General features: G+C 57.2%; 22 protein-coding genes. 16 read left to right on the top strand and 6 right to left on the bottom strand.

Annotated features, from left to right (window positions below; translation table 11 throughout):
- Positions 1-285: 285 nt before the first annotated feature.
- The 7 genes from AC5SEO_RS22630 to AC5SEO_RS22600 are packed head-to-tail and all read left to right on the top strand — an operon-like array spanning position 286 to position 6,282.
- The gene (locus AC5SEO_RS22630) at positions 286-720 is read left to right on the top strand and encodes an acetyl-CoA carboxylase biotin carboxyl carrier protein (protein WP_112178639.1); all 435 of its coding nucleotides are present in this window, start codon (positions 286-288) and stop codon (positions 718-720) included.
- Positions 720-2,108 carry an acetyl-CoA carboxylase biotin carboxylase subunit gene (accC, locus tag AC5SEO_RS22625; protein ID WP_174068966.1) on the top strand — a complete coding sequence of 463 codons (1,389 nt, stop codon included), beginning with the start codon at positions 720-722 and terminating at the stop codon, positions 2,106-2,108. The genes AC5SEO_RS22630 and accC overlap by 1 nt, the downstream gene beginning before the upstream one ends.
- A complete protein-coding gene (locus AC5SEO_RS22620; protein ID WP_174068968.1) occupies positions 2,105-2,533 on the top strand; it encodes an acetyl-CoA carboxylase in 429 nt (142 codons plus the stop codon). The genes accC and AC5SEO_RS22620 overlap by 4 nt, the downstream gene beginning before the upstream one ends.
- Entirely contained in the window at positions 2,530-3,237 is a 708-nt protein-coding gene (gene pxpB / locus AC5SEO_RS22615) for a 5-oxoprolinase subunit PxpB (protein WP_111788736.1), read from the top strand. Before AC5SEO_RS22620 ends, pxpB begins: the two co-directional genes overlap by 4 nt.
- Positions 3,234-4,229: a 5-oxoprolinase subunit C family protein gene (locus AC5SEO_RS22610; protein ID WP_495364019.1), complete on the top strand. Its 996-nt coding sequence runs from the start codon at positions 3,234-3,236 to the stop codon at positions 4,227-4,229. Before pxpB ends, AC5SEO_RS22610 begins: the two co-directional genes overlap by 4 nt.
- Positions 4,230-4,259: 30 nt before the next feature.
- Positions 4,260-5,027 (top strand): 5-oxoprolinase subunit PxpA, encoded by a 768-nt coding sequence (locus AC5SEO_RS22605; protein ID WP_174068970.1) that lies wholly within the window; start codon positions 4,260-4,262, stop codon positions 5,025-5,027.
- A 49-nt stretch (positions 5,028-5,076) separates the two neighbouring features.
- On the top strand, positions 5,077-6,282 hold the full coding sequence (locus tag AC5SEO_RS22600) for a pyridoxal phosphate-dependent aminotransferase (RefSeq protein ID WP_065688882.1): 1,206 nt from the start codon (positions 5,077-5,079) through the stop codon (positions 6,280-6,282).
- Between the two features lie 45 nt (positions 6,283-6,327).
- Here AC5SEO_RS22600 and nac read toward each other — a convergent pair whose 3' ends face one another.
- A complete protein-coding gene (gene nac / locus AC5SEO_RS22595) occupies positions 6,328-7,233 on the bottom strand; it encodes a nitrogen assimilation transcriptional regulator NAC (protein WP_003518016.1) in 906 nt (301 codons plus the stop codon).
- A gap of 210 nt (positions 7,234-7,443) precedes the next feature.
- Between nac and AC5SEO_RS22590 the strand changes: the two genes are divergently transcribed.
- The 6 genes from AC5SEO_RS22590 (at position 7,444) to AC5SEO_RS22565 (ending at position 12,083) form a co-directional block, all read left to right on the top strand.
- Positions 7,444-8,223, top strand: a complete 780-nt coding sequence (locus AC5SEO_RS22590) for an SDR family oxidoreductase (protein WP_003518017.1) — start codon at positions 7,444-7,446, stop codon at positions 8,221-8,223.
- Positions 8,220-8,927, top strand: a complete 708-nt coding sequence (locus tag AC5SEO_RS22585; protein WP_003518018.1) for an amino acid ABC transporter permease — start codon at positions 8,220-8,222, stop codon at positions 8,925-8,927. The genes AC5SEO_RS22590 and AC5SEO_RS22585 overlap by 4 nt, the downstream gene beginning before the upstream one ends.
- Complete coding sequence (locus AC5SEO_RS22580; RefSeq protein WP_003518019.1) at positions 8,924-9,682, top strand: amino acid ABC transporter permease; 759 nt, start codon at positions 8,924-8,926, stop codon at positions 9,680-9,682. The genes AC5SEO_RS22585 and AC5SEO_RS22580 overlap by 4 nt, the downstream gene beginning before the upstream one ends.
- A complete protein-coding gene (locus AC5SEO_RS22575) occupies positions 9,679-10,440 on the top strand; it encodes an amino acid ABC transporter ATP-binding protein (RefSeq protein WP_003518020.1) in 762 nt (253 codons plus the stop codon). The genes AC5SEO_RS22580 and AC5SEO_RS22575 overlap by 4 nt, the downstream gene beginning before the upstream one ends.
- A gap of 30 nt (positions 10,441-10,470) precedes the next feature.
- The gene (locus AC5SEO_RS22570; protein ID WP_019566615.1) at positions 10,471-11,307 is read left to right on the top strand and encodes an ABC transporter substrate-binding protein; all 837 of its coding nucleotides are present in this window, start codon (positions 10,471-10,473) and stop codon (positions 11,305-11,307) included.
- Positions 11,308-11,408: 101 nt separating this feature from the next.
- Entirely contained in the window at positions 11,409-12,083 is a 675-nt protein-coding gene (locus tag AC5SEO_RS22565; protein ID WP_003518022.1) for a 4-carboxy-4-hydroxy-2-oxoadipate aldolase/oxaloacetate decarboxylase, read from the top strand.
- Between the two features lie 211 nt (positions 12,084-12,294).
- Here AC5SEO_RS22565 and speB read toward each other — a convergent pair whose 3' ends face one another.
- Genes speB through AC5SEO_RS22540 form a run of 5 tightly spaced genes read right to left on the bottom strand, consistent with a single transcriptional unit; the run spans position 12,295 to position 16,202 of the window.
- Positions 12,295-13,248: an agmatinase gene (gene speB, locus AC5SEO_RS22560; RefSeq protein ID WP_013761977.1), complete on the bottom strand. Its 954-nt coding sequence runs from the start codon at positions 13,246-13,248 to the stop codon at positions 12,295-12,297.
- Between the two features lie 19 nt (positions 13,249-13,267).
- A complete protein-coding gene (locus AC5SEO_RS22555) occupies positions 13,268-14,050 on the bottom strand; it encodes an amino acid ABC transporter ATP-binding protein (RefSeq protein WP_003518027.1) in 783 nt (260 codons plus the stop codon).
- A 1-nt stretch (position 14,051) separates the two neighbouring features.
- Positions 14,052-14,702 (bottom strand): amino acid ABC transporter permease, encoded by a 651-nt coding sequence (locus tag AC5SEO_RS22550; RefSeq protein ID WP_003518030.1) that lies wholly within the window; start codon positions 14,700-14,702, stop codon positions 14,052-14,054.
- Positions 14,699-15,340, bottom strand: coding sequence for an amino acid ABC transporter permease (locus AC5SEO_RS22545; protein ID WP_174068972.1), 642 nt, complete (start codon positions 15,338-15,340; stop codon positions 14,699-14,701). The genes AC5SEO_RS22550 and AC5SEO_RS22545 overlap by 4 nt, the downstream gene beginning before the upstream one ends.
- 19 nt (positions 15,341-15,359) lie before the next feature.
- Positions 15,360-16,202, bottom strand: a complete 843-nt coding sequence (locus AC5SEO_RS22540; RefSeq protein WP_003518033.1) for a transporter substrate-binding domain-containing protein — start codon at positions 16,200-16,202, stop codon at positions 15,360-15,362.
- A 112-nt stretch (positions 16,203-16,314) separates the two neighbouring features.
- Between AC5SEO_RS22540 and AC5SEO_RS22535 the strand changes: the two genes are divergently transcribed.
- The 3 genes from AC5SEO_RS22535 to arsK all read left to right on the top strand — a co-directional run bounded on the left by AC5SEO_RS22535 (position 16,315) and on the right by arsK (position 18,948).
- Positions 16,315-17,238: a LysR family transcriptional regulator gene (locus AC5SEO_RS22535; RefSeq protein ID WP_003518035.1), complete on the top strand. Its 924-nt coding sequence runs from the start codon at positions 16,315-16,317 to the stop codon at positions 17,236-17,238.
- A gap of 140 nt (positions 17,239-17,378) precedes the next feature.
- Positions 17,379-17,750, top strand: a complete 372-nt coding sequence (locus AC5SEO_RS22530; protein ID WP_080849903.1) for an ArsR/SmtB family transcription factor — start codon at positions 17,379-17,381, stop codon at positions 17,748-17,750.
- Positions 17,743-18,948, top strand: coding sequence for an arsenite efflux MFS transporter ArsK (gene arsK, locus AC5SEO_RS22525; protein WP_419459976.1), 1,206 nt, complete (start codon positions 17,743-17,745; stop codon positions 18,946-18,948). Before AC5SEO_RS22530 ends, arsK begins: the two co-directional genes overlap by 8 nt.
- Positions 18,949-18,952: the final 4 nt, after the last annotated feature.

The raw sequence follows: 18,952 nt of genomic DNA, 5'->3' as shown, positions 1-18,952 counted from the left end.
AGCCCTCCCATCCCGGAGGGCGCCTTGCGTTTAGGGCCTTGGATACCGCAAATGAATTGCTGGCGGTATGGCCCCGTGTGGCTCTGATAGCGTGCAGCGGTCGATCCATTACGCCCACTCGAGCTTCGCGAACTCAGCAGGCTCACGGCCCCAATTCATTGAACACCTCCATCAAAAGTTCTTCTGACCCCATCAAACAGCCTATCGTGCTAGGTCTAAGGCAGCCGAAAGTGACCCCGATCGTGCGGGATTACCGGGTGGCTTTGGACAATGCCGAGTACGCTTATGGACCTGCCGAAGATAAAGACGCTGATTGATTTTGTCGGACGAACGAACGTCACCGAACTCATGGTGACAGAGAAAAGCGTAACTGTGCGGATATTCAAAACCGCACCTCGAACAGAGACTGGCAGCAATGTCTCGGTCAAAGCCGAGGATGACGCCCTGATCGATCGGTCGGAGTCGATCCTTCCTGCCACCACATCGGGCACCTCCGTTCATGCCCCGATTTTTGGCGTTTTGCATCGCGCTTCCGCGCCGGGACAACCTTCATTTGTCGAGGCTGGAGATGTGGTCGAGGAGGGGCAGGCCCTCTTCATCATCGAAGCCATGAAAGTCTTCAATAAAATTGTTGCGCCACGCGCTGGCCGGATCACCTATCTGACGGAGGTTGATGGTGGCGAGGTTGAGGCCAATGATTTGCTGGCGGAGATCGCGTAGTGGCGGAAGGTCTCAACACCACATCGGATATACCGGGTTTCGACACGGTCCTGATTGCCAACCGGGGTGAAATTGCTGCACGCATTCAGCGCGCCTGCCGCGAATTGGGCTTGAAGACCGTAGCCATCTGCTCTGAAGCGGACAGGCAGGCTCCATATGGCCAAACGGCTGATACCTTCCTTTGTGTTGGACCGGCGAATGCTGCCAAGAGCTATCTCAATCAGAATGCCATCTTAATCGCTGCCCGTCTGACGGGTGCGGGTGCGATCCATCCGGGTTATGGATTTCTGTCCGAAAATGCCGCCTTTTCTCAGGCTGTCGAAGATGCCGGTCTCGTATTCGTCGGTCCCGACGCAAGGTCGATCTCCACGATGGGCGACAAGATCGCTGCCAAACGGGCAATGATTGCGGCCGGTGTGCCATGTGTACCGGGACCGGATACAGCGCTTCCCGAGGATGCTGCAACGGTTGAGCGTATCGCGAATGAGATCGGCTATCCAATCATCATCAAGGCTGCGGGCGGTGGTGGCGGGCGTGGCATGCGGGTGGTGCAGGAAGCTGCCTTGCTTCATGAAGCCATTACCTTGACGAGGGAGGAGGCAAGGCAGGCTTTTGGCTCTGCTGTCCTCTACATGGAGAAGTTTCTCCAGCATCCCCGTCATATCGAGATACAGGTCTTGTGCGACACGCACGGCAATGCCGTCTGGCTTGGTCACCGCGACTGTTCGATGCAACGTCGTCATCAAAAAGTGGTCGAAGAAGCGCCAGCGCCTGGAATTTCGGTCGATGTGATCCAGCCGGTTGGTATGGCTTGCGTCGAGGCTTGCCGACAGATCGGCTATCGCGGGGTGGGAACTTTCGAATTCCTGTTTGAAGACGGCAAGTTCTATTTCATCGAGATGAATACGCGCTTGCAGGTCGAACATCCCGTCACGGAAATGACGAGCGGCATCGACATCGTTCAGGCCCAGATCAAGGCGGCGCAGGGTAAGCCTCTGGACTTGCGGCAGGCAGATGTTGTCTGCGACGGACATTCTTTCGAATGTCGTATCAATGCCGAAGATCCCGATAAGTTTCTCCCCTCGGCGGGCGTCGTGACCGATCTTGTGCTGCCGGAAGGAGAGGGGATTCGCGTCGATACCCATATCCATGTCGGCTACCGGGTGTCACCCTATTATGATTCCTTGATCGCCAAGTTGATCGTACATGCGCCGACCCGTGCTGAAGCCATGGTTAGGATGCGCCAAGCGCTTGCGGGTACACGGGTGGAGGGTATTTCGACCAATCTTCCGCTCCTGCGCGCCCTGTTTGAGGACGAGGCTTTTGCGCAGGGCGAAACAGACATTCACTATCTTGAACAATGGCTAAAAGAACGGAGCGCGGCATGAGCAGGCCCGACTTTAGCGACCCCGTCTTACTCACAGCTTTGACCGATATGCTGGCGGATGCAGGCGTGGACGGCGTGGAAATCACGACGCCTGAGGGTCAGGTACGCATTATTGTTTCTGCCTCGGCAAGATCTGCAATTTCCGTCGCTGGCACAGTTTGCTCACCAAAGGCCGCTGTTTCGAAAGTGGTGGTAAAAGCGCCGATTGCCGGTCTCTTCTGCTCTTCTAAGCCTGCTCTGCCTGCAAAAACGCAAAATCTTCCGCGTTTGGTTGCTGCAGATGACGTGATTGGATTTATCCGGATCGACCACATTCTCATCCCTGTTGTCGCGGGTCGTAACGGTTCGCTCGTCAATCAGCTTGCCGTGCAGGATGCTCTGGTTGGTTTTGGTGATCCGCTGTTCGAAATCGAGCTTCAATCATGATTGCGACATCGAACACTCTAGCACCTCGTCACGAAATCCAGCCCGTCATCAAAGGCCAGGCGCGCGTTTCGTTCATAGGCTCCCGGTCATTCTTGCTCGAAGCATCCGGCGAATTTGATCTGCCAGCGCAACGCTGGATCTGGGCGCTTTCGCAAACGGTAAAAGTCTGGGCAGGTGTTGCGGAAGTCATTCCCGGCATGACGAACCTTCTGGCGATTTTTAAGGAAACGCCTGAAGATCCAGAGTTCATCGTGTCTCAGTTGCTCGATGCCTGGGATAAAGCAGCCAGTCTGGATATTGTCGGGAAGACAGTTGAAATACCGGTACATTATGGGGGCGAATACGCTGCCGACCTTCCAGCCATCTGTGATTTTTCAGGGCTGAGCGACCGCGAAGTCGTGCGGATTCACCATGAGGCGACCTACCGCGTCTTCGCGCTTGGGAGCGCGCCGGGCTTTGGCTATCTGCATGGTCTTGATGCGCGCATCTATATGCCCCGAAAAACCGTGCCATCGATCAAGATGGAAAAGGGTTGCGTGACGATCGGTGGAATGCAGACGGGTGTGGCGATGTTGACCGGACCGAATGGGTGGAATTCCATCGGTTACGCCGATTTGCAGATGTTCGATCCCGCCTCTTCTGCGCCAGCTCTTTTGGCACCCGGAGATACGGTTCGCTTCATACCTACAGGGATCGAGCTATGATCGAGATTATCGAAACCGGCCCCTTCAACACCGTGCAAGACCTCGGTCGCCCCGGTTACCGTGACATCGGGGTTACTGCTGGCGGTGCCATGGATCCTCTGTCGCTTAAGATCGGCAATATTCTGACCGGTAATGCAGCAGATGCTGCCGTCATCGAGGTCCAGACTTTTCCATTCAAATTGCGTTTTACGAAAACAGCTACATTTGCCGTTACCGGGACGGATGGGCGCCCGTTGCTTGACGGGAAAGAGCTGCTTTCCTGGTGCGCTCATATCGGCAAGGAAGGTCAGATACTGGAACTGAGGCAGCCGCCGAAACTCGCCCGCGCCTATGTCGCGGTTACGGGCGGGGTGGACGTTCCGGTTTTGATGGGATCTCGAAGCACGGCACTGCGCGGCAGTTTCGGCGGTCACGATGGGCGACCGCTTGCAAAAGGTGACAGGCTGGAAATAGGGGCTTCCGCCGATCTGTTACCACTGCCATCAAACGGGCTTGGTGTAGTTGAGCCTTCCGTGGCTTTGAGCGATATTTTCCCGCCTGTGGTGGACGGCGTTTTACCGATACGTGCTATTCCGGCCGGTGAACAAAAGCTGTTTGCCAATGATGGCGAGGAATTCTGGAGCCAGATCTGGCGCATATCCTCCCGCAGCGACCGGACCGGTTACCGGCTGTCGGGTGATCCTATAAAACCGACCGAAACCATCGAAATGCGTTCCCACGGTGTGATGCCGGGCGTTGTACAGGTGCCGCCAGGTGGCGAGCCGATCATCCAGATGAGCGATGCAAATACGGCGGGCGGTTATCCAAAGATTGCCGGCGTGATCGAAGCCGACCTGTGGCGGTTAGGACAGGCACGCGCGGGTGGGAAGATCAAATTCGTGAAGTCCAATCACGAGGAAGCGCGTGTGGCCGAGCGGGCAGTTGCGAAATACGTCGATGATGTTCGCCAGACCTCACAAATGGTCAAGCGAGCGCTGAATGCGATGGGTTGACGGACAACCAGGGAGCAAAGGGAGGAAACGATGAAGATCGATCTGAACTCCGACATGGGCGAAGGCTTCGGTCCTTACCGGCTCTGTGACGACGAAGCGATGATGAAGATCGTATCGTCGGCTAATATTGCCTGTGGTTTTCATGGTGGCGATCCAGATACCATGGCGCGAATGGTTCGCCTTGCCAAAGAAAATGGCGTTGGCATTGGCGCGCATCCGGGATTGCCTGATAGGGCAGGCTTCGGCCGACGCGAAATGCCCTTTCAGCCGGATGAGTTGAGACAGCAGATGCTCTATCAGCTCGGGGCCTTGATCGCGATTGCCAAAAGCGAAGGCGTCGAAGTCGGGCACTTCAGTTTTCATGCGGCCATGGGCAATATGGTCAATCGCGACCCGGCGCTTGCCGATATGATGATGAATGCTATTTCTGCCGTTGATCCGAAGCTTGTGGTGTTCGTAACGCCGGACAGCGAAATCGAGAGAGCGGCAAAACGCGCTGGATTGAAGACCCTGGCATTGTTTTTGGCCGATCGCGCCTATGACGCCACGGGAAGCCTTGTCGCGCGGGGTCTTCCCGGCGCGCTGGTCAAGGATGAACCATCGGTGCGCGCCCGTGTCCGCCGGTTCCTGACCGATGGCACGGTCGAAGCCATCGATGGGACGATCATCACAATGCCGGCTCGCTCCATTCTCGTCCACAGCGATACGCCCGGTTCACTGGAGCTGGCGCGTATCGTGCGTAGTGAAATCAGCGCCTCCGGCGCAACGCTCGCGCCTGCCGCAGAACTCGCGTCTTAATGGGCCTCTGGTTGGCCCGTTCTCTAAATCTTACTGAAAGATCATGCAGATGCCCTCTACATCAGACCGCCTGAAAAACGTTTCCATCTCCGCTTCCGCCGCCATGACCCAACGCGCCAGAGAGCTGGCCGCGCAGGGTGTCAAGGTGGTCAGCCTCTCCTCAGGTGAACCGGACTTCCCGACGCCTGCTCACGCAATCGAGGCCGCGCACGAAGCAGCCCTTGGCGGGCAGACGAAATATCCACCGATGGATGGCACGCCTGCGCTGAAAGCCGCGATCGCCAGAAAGTTCAAGCGGGACAATAATCTGACATACGATGCCAGCCAGATCATCGTTTCCGCAGGCGGCAAACAGGTAATTTTCAACGCCATGCTTGCAACCTGCAATCCGGGCGACGAGGTCGTTATTCCCACCCCGTCATGGGTCAGCTATGCGGATATCGTCAAATTCGCAGGGGGTGTTCCCGTCGCTGTGCCGTGCATCGAACAAACCGGTTTCAAACTGCGTGCCGAAGATTTGGAAGCTGCGATTACGCCACGTACCAAGTGGCTCATTCTCAATTTTCCCAACAACCCCACCGGCGCCGCCTGCTCCCGTGCGGAGATGAAAGCAATCGCAGAGGTTATGCTGCGTCATCCCCATGTCTGGATCCTGACGGACGATATTTACGAGCATCTTGTCTATGATGGCTTCGAATTCGGCACAATTGCCGATGTGGAGCCGCGGCTTTATGACCGCGTTCTGACAATGAACGGCGTGTCGAAGGCTTACGCCATGACGGGATGGCGTCTGGGCTATTGCGCCAGCGGCTCGAAGGAACTTATCGCCGCGATAAGCAATGTAAACGGTCAGAACGGCGGCGGCATTGCCACTGTTTCGCAGGCGGCAGCGATTGCAGCGCTGGACGGTCCCCAGGATCTTCTTAAAGAACGCGCCGCTATCTATCGCGGCCGTCGCGATTTTGTTCTGAGCAAACTCGGCGAGATTGACGGTTTGCGCTGCCATAAGCCGGAAGGCGCTTTTTACCTCTATCCCAATATGTCTGGGCTTATCGGCAAGACCACCAAGGGCGGACGCAAAATCGAAGGCGATGTGGATTTTGTGATGGCGCTGGTGGATGAGCATCACGTGGCAACGGTACAGGGCGCCGCCTATGGTATGAGCCCATACTTTCGGATCTCCTATGCAACGAGCATGGAGATGCTGAGCGAAGGTTGCGCCCGCATTGCGCAGTTCTGCCAGGATATGCGTTGATCCTGAAAACGATCCTTTGGCTCGGCTGCCGGGCCAAAGGATACTCTAAAGTTTCAATTTTTCCGTCAGTTCCACCAGGATATCCTTGACGGCAAAAGCCGGCTCAGACAGCGAATTCTGGTCGGACATGCAGAGCGACAATGTTTCTTCGATCCGTGGCGACAGCAGCCGGCAAATAAGTGGTTCGCTCGTTTCCGAGACGATCCGGTTGGCTATGGCTTTTGGCATGATGGTTGCGCCGAGACCACTGGCAACGGCGCGGGCAAGCGTCCTGACGATTTCCACTTCCGCGACGACCTTCAGATTGATCCGGCTGCGGGTAAATGCCGTGTCTACAGCGCGCCGGACAAAATTATACGCGGGTGGCATCAGCATGGGCATGCCATCAAGCGCGGCGATCGGCACCGGTTTTGAATCCGCTTCGATTGCGAAATCGCGATGTGCGACAAGATAAAATTCTTCGCTGAGCATGGGCTCGAATTTTACGCCCTTGATTGGTCCGACGCCGTGGATCAATGCCAGTTCCAGACGTCCATTCATGATCATCTGGCTATAGGTTTGTCCCACACTTTCCGTCAGGTGGATCAATATCCCCGGATGTCGCTTCCGCGTTTCCGCCAACAGTTCCACGGAAAGCGTTGCAGCGCTGCTGAATGGGACCAGACCGACAGAGACGCGTCCCGCAATTGAGTTACCCGCCGCCGATACGTCGACCTGCGCCTGTTCCATCTGGCGCAATATGATCTGTGCATGGCGGTAAACGGCATGTCCCGCATCCGTCATCGTCACGCCCTGCTGGCTGCGGATGAGCAATTTCTGGCCGAAATGATCTTCAAGCGCGGCTAGTTGCTGGCTGAGTGCCGGTTGCGCCAGATGCAGAATATCTGCGGCGCGCGTGATGCTGCCACTGTCTACGATGACGATGAATGATTTGAGACGTCTTATATCCATGCTTGGCACAGCTTACAGGCTCGCACGCGTTTTGCAATCTGGGCGCCAGAGCGGAAAGCTCCTGCCTGGAACAAGAACATCTTGGAATCCCGTCTCTAATTGCCTGTTTGCGGGTCTCCATAAAACTTACTTATTACTCCAAAAATAATCGGTCTTAGGCAAGCAGGGAAAGCTTCGCTAGTGTTGATGGTAACAAAAAAGGGGATCAGAATGCCATTCTCCGATTACAAGACCGCTTTGGTCACCGGTGCTTCATCCGGTATCGGTGCCGCTGTCGTAGAGCGGTTTTGCCGCGAAAACATTGAAGTCCACGCGGTTGCCCGCAGCGCCGGCGCCCTGAATGAACTCGCCGAACGCACCGGCTGCATACCGCACGCGATCGACGTTACCGATCGCGCTGCAATTGCCGATCTTGCAAACAAGGTGCAGTTCGACATTCTTGTGAACAATGCCGGCGTCGACAGGCCGAAGAAGTTCCTTCAGGCTGATGCGGAGGATATCGACCTTTTGATCGATGTGAATCTCCGTGCCGTTCTCCACATCTGCCGGCTGATTGTTCCGGGCATGGTGGAGCGTGATCGCGGGCATGTCGTCAATATCTCGTCCATCGCCGGAAACTATAATTTCGGTGGCAACTCGACCTATCATGCCGTTAAAGCTGGTGTCGCCATGCTTTCGAACCAGTTGAGGCTGGATGCATTCGGCAGACGCGTCCGCGTAACGGAGATCTGCCCCGGCCGCGTGGCGACGGATATCTTCACTCACGTTCACGGCAACGATCCGAGCGTGCGCGAGCGCTTCATCGATGGTTTCGAGCTGCCGAAAGCGGAAGATATTGCCGACGCTATAGCCTTTGCCGTTGCCGCGCCAGTTTCCATGAATATCGGCCATATGGAAATTACCCCGACATTGCAGGTTATGGGCGGACTTCAGACGGCCAAACCGCAGACTGTGGCGCAAGCTGACGCAGCGAAGGAACAAAAGCCGTGAGCGGTTTCGACCTGTCGGCAATCCTGAGCGACCCGCAATATATTGCAATGCTCTGGCACGGATTGCAGATGACCTTCGTCATCTTTATCGGGTCCTGGTCTCTCGCCATGACGCTTGCGCTGGTCCTGTTATGCGTGCGGTTTTCATCGTCGCGTTTTGCTGATCGCGCCGTGGCGGCCTATGTTTCCTACCACCGCAATGTGCCCACACTCGTGCAATTGATGCTGTGGTACTTCGGGATATTCACGCTCCTGCCTTCAGGTTTGACGGATTGGCTGATCGGTCACAATGCCGAAGCGATCTTTGCCGTGGTGGGTCTTGGTCTCTGTCAGGCAGCCTATTTCAGTGAGGATCTGCGTTCAGGCCTGCGCTCCGTCAGCCCGGGACAGATGGAAGCGGCCAAGGCATTGGGCCACGGTTATCTCTCCGCGATGCGCTTCATCATCATGCCGCAAGGCGTGCGCAATGCCCTGCCGCCGCTCATCAATCACAGTGTCTCCCTGTTCAAGAACAGCAGCCTCGCCCTCATTATCGGCGCTTCCGAATTGACCCATGCCATCAAGGAAATTGAAAATCTCAGCTTCCAGACCTTCGAGATCTATCTTGTCGGAACTGTTCTGTACCTCTTCTTCTCGCTGTTGATCATGGGTGCCGGTGCGTATCTTTCGATGCGCCTTGATCCGGCGTGGAGGGCACGCGGATGATCGGCGATATGATTACCATCGTTCATGACAACTGGTTGCTGCTGCTGATCGGGCAATATCCGAACGGCCCGCTTGGAGGGCTTGCGAACACGATCATCCTGTCTGCCCTTGCCATCGCACTGGCCTTTCCTGTCAGCATCCTTATGGCGATGGCGCGCCTGTCCAAGTGGCGGCTCCTGCGGTGGCCGGTAACGGGGCTGGTCTATGTCACGCGCGGCGTGCCTTTGCTCATGCTCATCCTTTGGAGTTATTTCCTCGTTCCGCTCTGGACCGGCGCAGACGTGCCGAGCTTCGTCATCATGTTGACGACGCTTGTCATCTATCAGGGCGCATTTCTCAGCGAAGTCGTAAGAGCGGGTATTGTCGCTCTTGGTGCGGGGCAGATGGATGCGGCGAGAGCGCTTGGCCACAGCTATCTCGGTGCAATGCGCTTCATCATCTTGCCGCAGGCGCTTTACAACATGATCCCCAGCATGATCTCGACATTCGTCGCCACGATCAAGGATACGACGCTCGGTTACGTCATCAACGTACCCGACCTCACCTTTGCGGCAAGTCAGGTCAATAATCAGCTTCTGACCCAACCATTCCAGGTCTTCCTCATCCTCGCGGTTGTCTACTACGCCATTTGCTGGAGCTTGACGTATCTCGCAAATGCCGTCGAGCGGCGTATCGCCAAACGCCGTGCCGGTGTGGTCGGTCGCCGGCAACAGGCATTGCAGGCGCAGGCGAAAATCATAACGGAGCAGCCATGACAAACACGGCATCATCAACACAGCAGACCATCCGCATTTCCAATGTCTGCAAGAGTTATGGCGACTACGAGGTTTTGAAGAATGTCGACGCCGAAGTCGCGCGGGGCGAGGTTATCGTCATCTGCGGCCCTTCCGGCTCCGGCAAATCCACATTGATCCGTACCGTCAATCGTCTCGAAGAGATCAACAGCGGATCCATCACGCTCGATGGGCAGGATATTCACGCGGCAACCAAGACAAAGGAACTCAATCTTCTGCGCAGCAGAGTTGGTTTTGTGTTCCAGAATTTCAATCTCTTTCCGCACCTGTCCGTTGTCGAAAATGTCACGATTTCCCCGATCCGGGTGAAAGGCGTCGCACCTGATGTTGCCCGCCAGAAAGCTTTGAAGCTTCTGGATCGGGTAGGCCTATCCGACAAGGCCGGCGCCTATCCGGGGCAATTGTCCGGCGGTCAGCAGCAGCGCGTGGCAATTGCGCGTGCGCTGGCCATGGAGCCGCCCGTCATGTTGTTCGATGAACCGACAAGCGCTCTCGACCCGGAAATGGTTGGAGAGGTGCTGGCCGTCATGAAGGGGCTCGCGGCAGAGGGCATGACCATGCTTTGCGTGACCCACGAAATGGGCTTTGCCCGTGAAGTTGCCGACCGCATCTGGTTCATCGACGCCGGCGAAATTCTCGAAAAAGCGACGCCGGAAGAGTTTTTTACAGCACCACGCCATCCGCGCGCGCAGCGGTTCCTTTCCGATCTGCGCCACTGATACCAATCAATCATAAGAGGAGAACTGACCATGAACTGGAAATGCCTGACACTTACCGTTGCACTGGCTGGAACCGCTCTCGCGTCACCAGCGGCGGCTGATCAACTCGATACGATCATGGCGAACAAGGTGCTTCGTTGCGCAACCTTTGCTGATGTCGTGCCATTCGCGGCACCCGATCCGAAGACCCGCGAAATGGCCGGTTTTGACGTTGATCTTTGCAACGCGATCGCCAAGGAACTGGGCGTGAAGGCCGAAGTCAAACCGGTGTCGGTGGAAGCCCGTGTGCCGGAAGTCAAGCTTGGCCGCGTCGATATCACTGTCGCCAATCTCGCCTACACACAAAGCCGCGCCGAGCAGATTCAGTTCAGCGATCCCTATTATCTCGCCAAGGAAATGCTGATCGTGCCGGTTGATGATGCCGGCAAGAAGAAGTCGGATTACGAAGGCCAGCGTGTCGCCTCCACCAAGGGCTCGACCTCTGAAATGTCTATCAAGCTCAACAAGTCCGAGCCGCTGACCTTCCAGGATACTGCCTCTGCCTATCTTGCCGTTCAGCAGGGCAAGGCGCGGGGTATGGTGGCCAACACCATGACCACCACCAAGTTCGTCAATGAATCGAAGACCAAGGGCAAACCGATGCGCATGATCGAGGAGCCTATGCTCTATCAGCCGATCGGTGTCGGCATGGCAAAGGACAATCCTGCCCTCACAGCGAAGATCAATGAAGTGCTGCGCACACTCGACGCCTCCGGCGAGATAAACAAAATCTGGGACAAGTGGCTTGGCCCGAATACCGAATACAAAATGACCCGTACGGACAAGGTCGTCCCGCTCTCCGAGCTGAAATTCGACCCGATCCCCTGATCCCGCCTGGCTTCAAGCCACGGCAACGATTGACACATGACAATTAAACTCAATGCGAGTGGCGGGACGTTCCCGCCGCCAGCCTTACCGTGGGAGGTTTTATGATCCACATTAAAGATATAGCAGAACGGCCAAGCAAGGCAGACATCGAAGCCCTTTCGAAGTTTTCGCCGGCAACCATCCACGAGGCACAGGGTCGCAGGGGCGCACTTTCCTCCCGTATCAAGCCTGTCGATTACCGCATGAAGCTGTGTGGTCCCGCCTTTACCGTCAAATGCGCGCCGCGTGACAACATCATGTTGCAGCTGGCCATTAATTACGCCAAGCCCGGCGACATCATCGTGGTTTCAGCTGGTGAGTACGAAGAGGCTGGTTCCTTTGGCGACGTGCTGGCAAATGCCTGCCTTGCAAAGGGGATCGGTGGTCTGGTGACGGATACCGGTGTGCGTGACACCTTGCAGCTTCGAGACCTTGGCTTCCCTGTATTCTCGTTCAGCGTCTGCATCAAGGGTACCGTCAAGGAAACGATTGCCGCAGTAAACGATACGATCATCATTGGCGATGAGATCGTCAATCCCGGCGACATCATTGTTGGCGATGCGGACGGTTTGGTGGTTGTGCGTCGTGCGGACGCTCAGGAATCGGCACGTCTTTCGCAAATTCGCGAAGATGCTGAAGCGGGCTTCATTGAAGCTTACAAGCAGGGCAAATCCGTTATCGAGGTTAGCAATCTGGAGCCCGTCCTGAAGGCAAAGGGGCTTGTCGTCGATATCTGATTTTTGCGTGGTGCGGCGAGGCGCGTTTGGCGTTTTTGGACTTTTAAAACCGTCGCAACCATAGCTACAATCAATGCAAACAAAAGCCCTCCCCCCGTGGAGGGCTTTTGGCTTCACGTCTGACGAGACCATCGAACTCCAGGAAGCCCCAAGGGCGGCCCTTCTTGCGCGCTGCGTGTCCAAGGATCCAGGACCGGCGGATCGCGGTTTTTTATGCGTTCCGAGCTATGAAGATACGTCCGATCGTGTTGAGCAGAATCTGCGCAGCCAGAATGGCGGTTGAGCCGGTGTGATCGTAATCAGGCGCGACCTCGACCAGATCAATGCCGACGATCTCGCCACGCTTTGCAAGACCTGCAATCAGTTCCAGTACCTCGTAATAGATGAAGCCGCCATGGCTCGGGGTCCCGGTTCCTGGCGCGATGGACGGGTCGAAGCCATCGATATCGATCGAAAGATAATAGCGCTTGCCCGCGGGGATGCGCTCCACTACGGCGTCCACGCCGAGTTTGCGGATCTGGCGCACGGAGAGAATATCCGAACCCTGGGAGCGGGCATAGTCGTATCCTTCCTTTGCGGTGGAGGAGACGTTGCGGATACCGAGCTGGGTCATTCCGGTGACCCACGGTTTTTCCGAGGCGCGGCGCATGGGGCTGCCATGTCCGAAGCGGACGCCGTGACGCTCATCGACGAAATCCAGATGCGCGTCGATCTGCACCAGATGGATCGGCTCCTGATCGCTGAAGGCATTGATGCAGGGGATGTTGATGGAGTGGTCTCCGCCAAGCACCACAGGCAGTGCGCCGGCTTTAAGGATCTTGCGGACGCCGAACTCGATATTCGCGTGGCTGTTCACCGTATCGGTATGAACAATGTCGGCGTCGCCTATATCGACGATCTTCACGCCTTCCAGATATGTGACGTCGTCCTCGTGATCGTAGGCGCCTGCGTGGCCGAAGGAAAACAGGGTGGAGGCCTCACGGATGCTGCGCGGCCCGAAGCGGGCGCCGGGGCGCCATTGCGTCCCAAAATCGAACGGGGCACCGAGAACCGCAACATCCGCGTCGATCGCGTCCCAGTTTTCAACGTAGGGACTTTTGGCAAAGGTGGAAATACCGACGAATGGGAGGTTCAATCGTCCGCCGTCATAGCCGTGGGCAGTCATGGAGATGTCCTTTCAGATATCAAAGTGCGCGCTCGCGCCAGGTTTGCAGAAATTGTGAAAGGCGTTCGCTCTTCGGATTACTGAAAAGCGTCTGCGGCGCGCCTTCCTCAACGATCTTGCCGTCATCCATGAAGACGACACGGTTGGCCGCATGCGCGGCAAAACCCATTTCGTGCGTGACGATGACCATGGTCATTCCTTCCGCCGCGAGCGTCTTCATGACGGAAAGCACTTCACCGACAAGTTCGGGATCGAGTGCCGAGGTCGGTTCGTCGAACAGCATGGCGCGAGGGTTCACCGCCAGTGCGCGGGCGATGGCGACGCGTTGCTTCTGCCCACCGGACAGGCCGTCGGGTCGGCGGTCAGCGAAAGCGGCAAGCCCGACTTTATCCAGCATGGCGCGGCCGCGCTTTATCGCTTCGGCCTGGGGAAGACCATGGACGAGCCTGAGCGCCAATGTCACGTTTTTGATGACGCTCATATGCGGCCACAGATGAAAGTGCTGAAAGACCATTCCAAGCGGGCGGCGCGTCTCTGCCAGTTCTTTCGGACCGGCGCGTTCGCGGCCAAGCGGGGTTTCACGCCAGCCGATCAGGCGGCCGAAGACATCGACATCACCCGCGTCATAGGGATCGAGAAATGCAAGCGAGCGCAGAAGCGTGCTCTTGCCCGATCCCGAAGGTCCGATGATGCACAGGACATCACCCATATGAATGTCGAGATCGATGCCTTTCAGAACGGTCTTGTCACCGAACCTTTTCTCCAAGCCGCGCGCGGAAATAACAACTGTTCGTTCGCTCATGTCAGGAGCCTTCGGTGGAAAGGCGGCGTTCGAGATAGAGGCCGAGCCGCGACAGGATTTCGACGATTGCCCAGTAGAGCAGGGCAATGGTGAGATAAGGGGTTACGACCGCGAAGGTGATCGAGCTGATCGTACCGGCGACCTTGGTCAGCTCGCTGAGCGTGATGACGGACAGAACGGCGGATTCCTTGACGAGATTAATGGCCTGGCCGACGGAAGCCGGCAGCGTCAGTGCCAGCGCCTGCGGCATCTGGATGTGGAGAAAGGTGTCGCCGGAGGTAATGCCCAGCATTCCCGCCGCTTCGATCTCGCCTCTTGGAACGGCGTTGAAACCGGCGCGGAAAATCTCCGCAAAGGGGCCAGCGCCATAGAGGCCGAGACCGACGATGCCGGCGGCATAGGGGCTGAGGATCAGCCCCAATTGCGGGCCGCCATAATAGAAAAGAAACAGGATCAGCGCGAGCGGCGCGCCGCGGGCAAACTCCACATAAAGCCTTACCGGCAGGGAGATGGCCATGTACCGCGACCGTAGCGCCGCAGCCAGCACGATACCGATGATGACGGCCAGTGCGATACCCGCAATGGAAACTGTCAGTGTTGTGAACAACCCGGCCGCATAGAGAGGAATATCGTTCAGGAAGCCGGAAATCATCGCGTCGCTCCCTTTGTCAGGTGCCGTTCGACAAGGAGGCCTATTCCCGCAAGCAGCGCTCCAACAGCGACATAAAGCAGGAGAGCCGAGAGATAGGCGTCGAGTGGCCTGAAGGTGGTGGCTGCATATTGCTGGGCACGGCGCGTCAAGTCGGTGACGGCGATGACCGAAACGAGTGAGGAGTTCTTCACGAGAGCCTGTATCTCGCCGACAAGTGCCGGCAACATGGTTCTGAAGGCCTGAGGCACCTCAATGTGCAGGAATGTACGACCTGCGGAAAGGCCGAGCATGGCGGCGGCTTCCCGCTCTCCCTTTGGAATGGATTGCAGGCCTGCCCTGTATATCTCCGACTGGAAGGCGGCTGTGTTTAGCGCCAGCGCCACAGTTGCGGCAGCAACCGGCGTCAGATCCAGCCCCAGAAGTGGCAGGACGTAGAAGACGATCAGCAGCTGGACTAGAATGGGCGTGCCTCGCCAGAAGGAGATGTAGAGACCGGATGCCAGGCGGCCGCTGCGACCGCAGGCCGCGAGGAGAAGGGCCAGCGGCGCTCCCAGGAGAAGCGCCGAAAGGCTGACGGTCAGCGTGGTGAAGAGGCCGTCCAGAAGAACCGGCCAGATGGCAAAAGATATCTTGTCCATGACCGGTTCGACCTGCCGGTCACTCAGTCGCCGGCAGAGTGGCGGGCAGTTCCATCTGCGCGCCGAACCATTTCTTCTGGAATTCGGCCAGTTTGCCGGATGCATTGAGCTTTGCCAATTCACTGTCCATGAAGGCATTTAGTGTCGCACTGTCAGTATCGTTGCGGCCCGCCCATGAGAAATAGGTCTTCGGTCCGAAGGTCGGCAGAACGACTTCAAAAGCATCCGGCCGCTGGCGTGCAGCTTCCAGAAGGTTTGGAAGCGAGTTGACGACGGCGCGCAGGCGCCCGGCACCGAGGTCGGCATAAGCTTCCGAGAAATCCGTGTAGCTGGAGACCGTCGTGGCATCCTTGCCGGCGGCCTTCAGTTCGGCGGAAAACGTCTCAAGCGCCTTGAGCTGCGCGGAGCCCGCCTGCGAGCCGACGGGCTTACCCGCGATATCTTCCGGCTTGGAGATCTCGGCATCGCCCTTGCGTTTCAGGATTGCCATCGTCGCATCTGCAACGGGTGCTGAGAGCTTGTAGGCCTTCATGCGTTCCGGCGTCACGGTGACCGAGGTCACGACATAATCGAAGCGGCTGGCGGCAAGGCCTGGCAGGATGCCCTGCCAGGGCAGATCGAGACGCTTCAGCTCAACGCCCGGCAAGGCTTTCATGACTTCTTGCATGATGTCAGCGGAATAACCGACGATCTTGCCGTCCTCGACAAATTCGAACGGCGCAAACCGGGCCTCGGTTGCGACAGTGAAAACCTTATCGGCCTTGATCTTTTCCAGAAGATCGGCGGCATGGGCGGATGCGCCGAGGCTGACGGCGAAAGCTGCGCAGAGTGCGAGAGATTTCAGAGTGGGCAGGTTTTGCATGGTTTCGTTCCCTTATTGGTTTGTGATTGGGGAGGAGGAAACCATGGACATTATTCCAGAAAAATAGGAAACTGATGGAGTTTATATTTGTAAAATTGATGTAATGGTTCCCATGCAGCTCGCGCAATCCGACCTTCGTTCTCTCGCCGTCTTCCGCGCCGTCGTGGAGCACAAGAGTTTTCTCGGCGCGCAAATCACGCTCGGGCTGAGCCAGTCCGCTGTCAGTTTCCATATCAAGGCGCTGGAAGACAGGCTCGGTTTCAAGCTGTGTCGGCGAGGGCGATCCGGTTTTGAATTGACGGATCGCGGCGCGCTCGTACATGAGCGTTCGAAAGTGCTGTTCCTGGCGCTGAACGCCTTCGAAAGCGATATCGGTACGCTCAAGAACCGTATTACCGGTACGTTGCGACTGGGACTTGTGGACAACACGATTACCGATCACGACCTGCCCATTCACCGGATCATCGCCCGCATCAGCGAAAAGGCGCCGGAAGCACGTATCGAGCTGGTGATCGACACGCCGGACGCCCTGTTGTCGGAAATTGCCAATGGCGGCCTGGACATCGCACTTTTACCGGAAACGCTGCCGTATCAGGGCCTGAAGCTTTCGCGCTTCAGGGAAGAGGCGCATTCACTGTATTGCGCGAAGGGACACCAGCTCTTTCATCTTCCCGATGCCGAACTTTCCGTCGAGCGCATCGAATCCTTCGATTTTGTCGTGCGGCCCTATGCCAATATGCGTGAGCTGCAATATTTTCCGCAGGCACGGGCGCGCGCTTCGGCCTCCAACATGGAGGCGCAGGCGATGTTCGTGATGTCCGGCCACTATGTTGGGTATCTGCCTGATCATTATGCGGATGATTGGGTCCAGAAAGGAATTTTCCGGCCGTTGATGGCAGCAAAGACCCGTATCCAGTCCACCTTCGTTATTGCCACGCGGTCCGCTGAAAAGCCTTCGACGGTGCTCGATTTCTTCATTCGCGAACTTGCCGGTTTCGCATCAGAGGCGTTTCACAAGAACGCGCGCAAGGCGTAGAGCATACGCCGCTCACAGCCCCGTCGTCGCGAACGCCGACGTATGTTCCAGAGGGGCAAGTGTGATCTCGGAAGAAATTGCCTTGCCGATGGCATCGCCGTTCGCTATCCATACTTCAATAATTCAAGGATTATTGAAGTATGGATCAGCATCAGGCTCTTTCGGCATTTGCTGCCCTCTCTCAGGAGACGCGCCTCGCGATCGTTCGAGCACTTGTCGTTGCCGGTCCTGACGGACTGGCAGCCGGTGCAATCGCCGAGCGCATGGGCGTCTCGGCGACGAACGTGTCGTTTCATCTCAAGGAACTGGAGCGGTCTGGCCTGGTCTCGCAACGACGAATATCGAGGTCTATCCTTTACAGCGCCAGCTACGACACTTTGGCCGAGCTTGTGAAATTCCTGGTAGAAGACTGTTGTGCTGAACATCCGGCGATTCTGGAGAATGTCGAGCGAAGCGATGGATGCGCCAGTCCGGCCGGCACTTCCTCCGATGGGGGCAATATCGTTGCATAATTCGAAAGTACCCGCTGGCATCGTCTCAGCGCTTGGCCTCACGCAGATCATCGGTTACGGCACTCTCTATTACAGTTTCAGTATTCTTGCCCCCGGCATGGCGGAAGACCTCGGCCTGACATTGGCGGAGGTATTTGGCGTGTTCTCGGTGTCGCTATTCATCGGAGGTCTGTCGGCAACCTATATCGGCACGCAGATGGATAGGATCGGAGCCGCCACGGTGATGACGGTCGGCTCAGGCCTTGCGGCCTTGATGCTGTCGCTCTGTGCCTGGTCACCGTCAGTCGCAATCTTCGCCGTTGCCATCATCCTGCTCGAGGTATCGTCCGGAATGGTGCAGTATCAGGCCGCATTCGCGACGCTGGTCGAAAGTGATCCCAGAACCGCATCCCGGAGCATCACCTACCTCACGCTGATCGGTGGGTTCGCATCGACGATCTTCTGGCCGATCTCGGCCGCGCTTTCCGAATGGATGTCGTGGCGTGAGATCTATCTGGTCTTTGCAGCGCTGAATCTGTTCCTTTGCATGCCTCTACACGTCTGGATCATGCGCGTCGGCAAGACCGGACCGAATGCGGATGCGGCCGTCCCTCGCGAAGCCATCATCGGAGCAATCCCCCACGATGCGCGCCGCCGAAGCATGATCATGGTGTCGTTCGCCTTCGCGCTTCTCGGATTTTCGCTTGCCGCGATCCTCGCGCACATGGTGCCGATGCTCGGTTCCATCGGGCTAGGTGGCGCGGCAGTAGTTATAGGATCTCTGTTCGGTCCGGCACAGGTCGCAAGCCGCCTGATCAACATGGTGTTCGGAAAGAACCTGTCGCCGCCAGCGCTCGCCGTCCTGTCGGCGGTGCTGATCGTGTTCGGCATCCTGATCTTGCTGGCAACGCGAGACTGGCTACCGGGGGCAGTCGCGTTCGCAATCTGCCTCGGGCTTGGGTCAGGCATCAACAGCATCGCGCAGGGTAGCCTGCCACTCTATCTGTTCGGATCGGAAGGGTATGGCGCGATCACGGGCAAGATGGCGGCAGCTCGACTGGCGCTCGGAGCCGGGGCACCCTTCGCGTTCGCGGCGTCCATGCAAAACTTTGGCCTGAGCCTGTCACTCATTGGAAACGCATGTCTCGGCGCGGTCAGCATCACGGCATTCGTTGCGGTGGCAGCATCCTGTCGGCGGCCAGCCACCGCAACAACCTAGGTCG

It is taken from the genome of Agrobacterium sp. K11 (assembly GCF_059429395.1).
This window is presented reverse-complemented; position numbering and strand designations above follow the sequence as displayed.

Bases quoted from the DNA above. Each gene is read 5' to 3' on its own strand.
- AC5SEO_RS22630 (WP_112178639.1), top strand. From the start codon at position 286: ATGGACCTGCCGAAGATAAAGACGCTGATTGATTTTGTCGGACGAACG.
- AC5SEO_RS22620 (WP_174068968.1), top strand. From the start codon at position 2,105: ATGAGCAGGCCCGACTTTAGCGACCCCGTCTTACTCACAGCTTTGACC.
- pxpB (WP_111788736.1), top strand. From the start codon at position 2,530: ATGATTGCGACATCGAACACTCTAGCACCTCGTCACGAAATCCAGCCC.
- AC5SEO_RS22610 (WP_495364019.1), top strand. From the start codon at position 3,234: ATGATCGAGATTATCGAAACCGGCCCCTTCAACACCGTGCAAGACCTC.
- AC5SEO_RS22605 (WP_174068970.1), top strand. From the start codon at position 4,260: ATGAAGATCGATCTGAACTCCGACATGGGCGAAGGCTTCGGTCCTTAC.
- AC5SEO_RS22600 (WP_065688882.1), top strand. From the start codon at position 5,077: ATGCCCTCTACATCAGACCGCCTGAAAAACGTTTCCATCTCCGCTTCC.
- nac (WP_003518016.1), bottom strand. From the start codon at position 7,233: ATGGATATAAGACGTCTCAAATCATTCATCGTCATCGTAGACAGTGGC.
- AC5SEO_RS22590 (WP_003518017.1), top strand. From the start codon at position 7,444: ATGCCATTCTCCGATTACAAGACCGCTTTGGTCACCGGTGCTTCATCC.
- AC5SEO_RS22580 (WP_003518019.1), top strand. From the start codon at position 8,924: ATGATCGGCGATATGATTACCATCGTTCATGACAACTGGTTGCTGCTG.
- AC5SEO_RS22575 (WP_003518020.1), top strand. From the start codon at position 9,679: ATGACAAACACGGCATCATCAACACAGCAGACCATCCGCATTTCCAAT.
- AC5SEO_RS22570 (WP_019566615.1), top strand. From the start codon at position 10,471: ATGAACTGGAAATGCCTGACACTTACCGTTGCACTGGCTGGAACCGCT.
- AC5SEO_RS22565 (WP_003518022.1), top strand. From the start codon at position 11,409: ATGATCCACATTAAAGATATAGCAGAACGGCCAAGCAAGGCAGACATC.
- speB (WP_013761977.1), bottom strand. From the start codon at position 13,248: ATGACTGCCCACGGCTATGACGGCGGACGATTGAACCTCCCATTCGTC.
- AC5SEO_RS22555 (WP_003518027.1), bottom strand. From the start codon at position 14,050: ATGAGCGAACGAACAGTTGTTATTTCCGCGCGCGGCTTGGAGAAAAGG.
- AC5SEO_RS22550 (WP_003518030.1), bottom strand. From the start codon at position 14,702: ATGATTTCCGGCTTCCTGAACGATATTCCTCTCTATGCGGCCGGGTTG.
- AC5SEO_RS22545 (WP_174068972.1), bottom strand. From the start codon at position 15,340: ATGGACAAGATATCTTTTGCCATCTGGCCGGTTCTTCTGGACGGCCTC.
- AC5SEO_RS22540 (WP_003518033.1), bottom strand. From the start codon at position 16,202: ATGCAAAACCTGCCCACTCTGAAATCTCTCGCACTCTGCGCAGCTTTC.
- AC5SEO_RS22535 (WP_003518035.1), top strand. From the start codon at position 16,315: ATGCAGCTCGCGCAATCCGACCTTCGTTCTCTCGCCGTCTTCCGCGCC.
- AC5SEO_RS22530 (WP_080849903.1), top strand. From the start codon at position 17,379: ATGGATCAGCATCAGGCTCTTTCGGCATTTGCTGCCCTCTCTCAGGAG.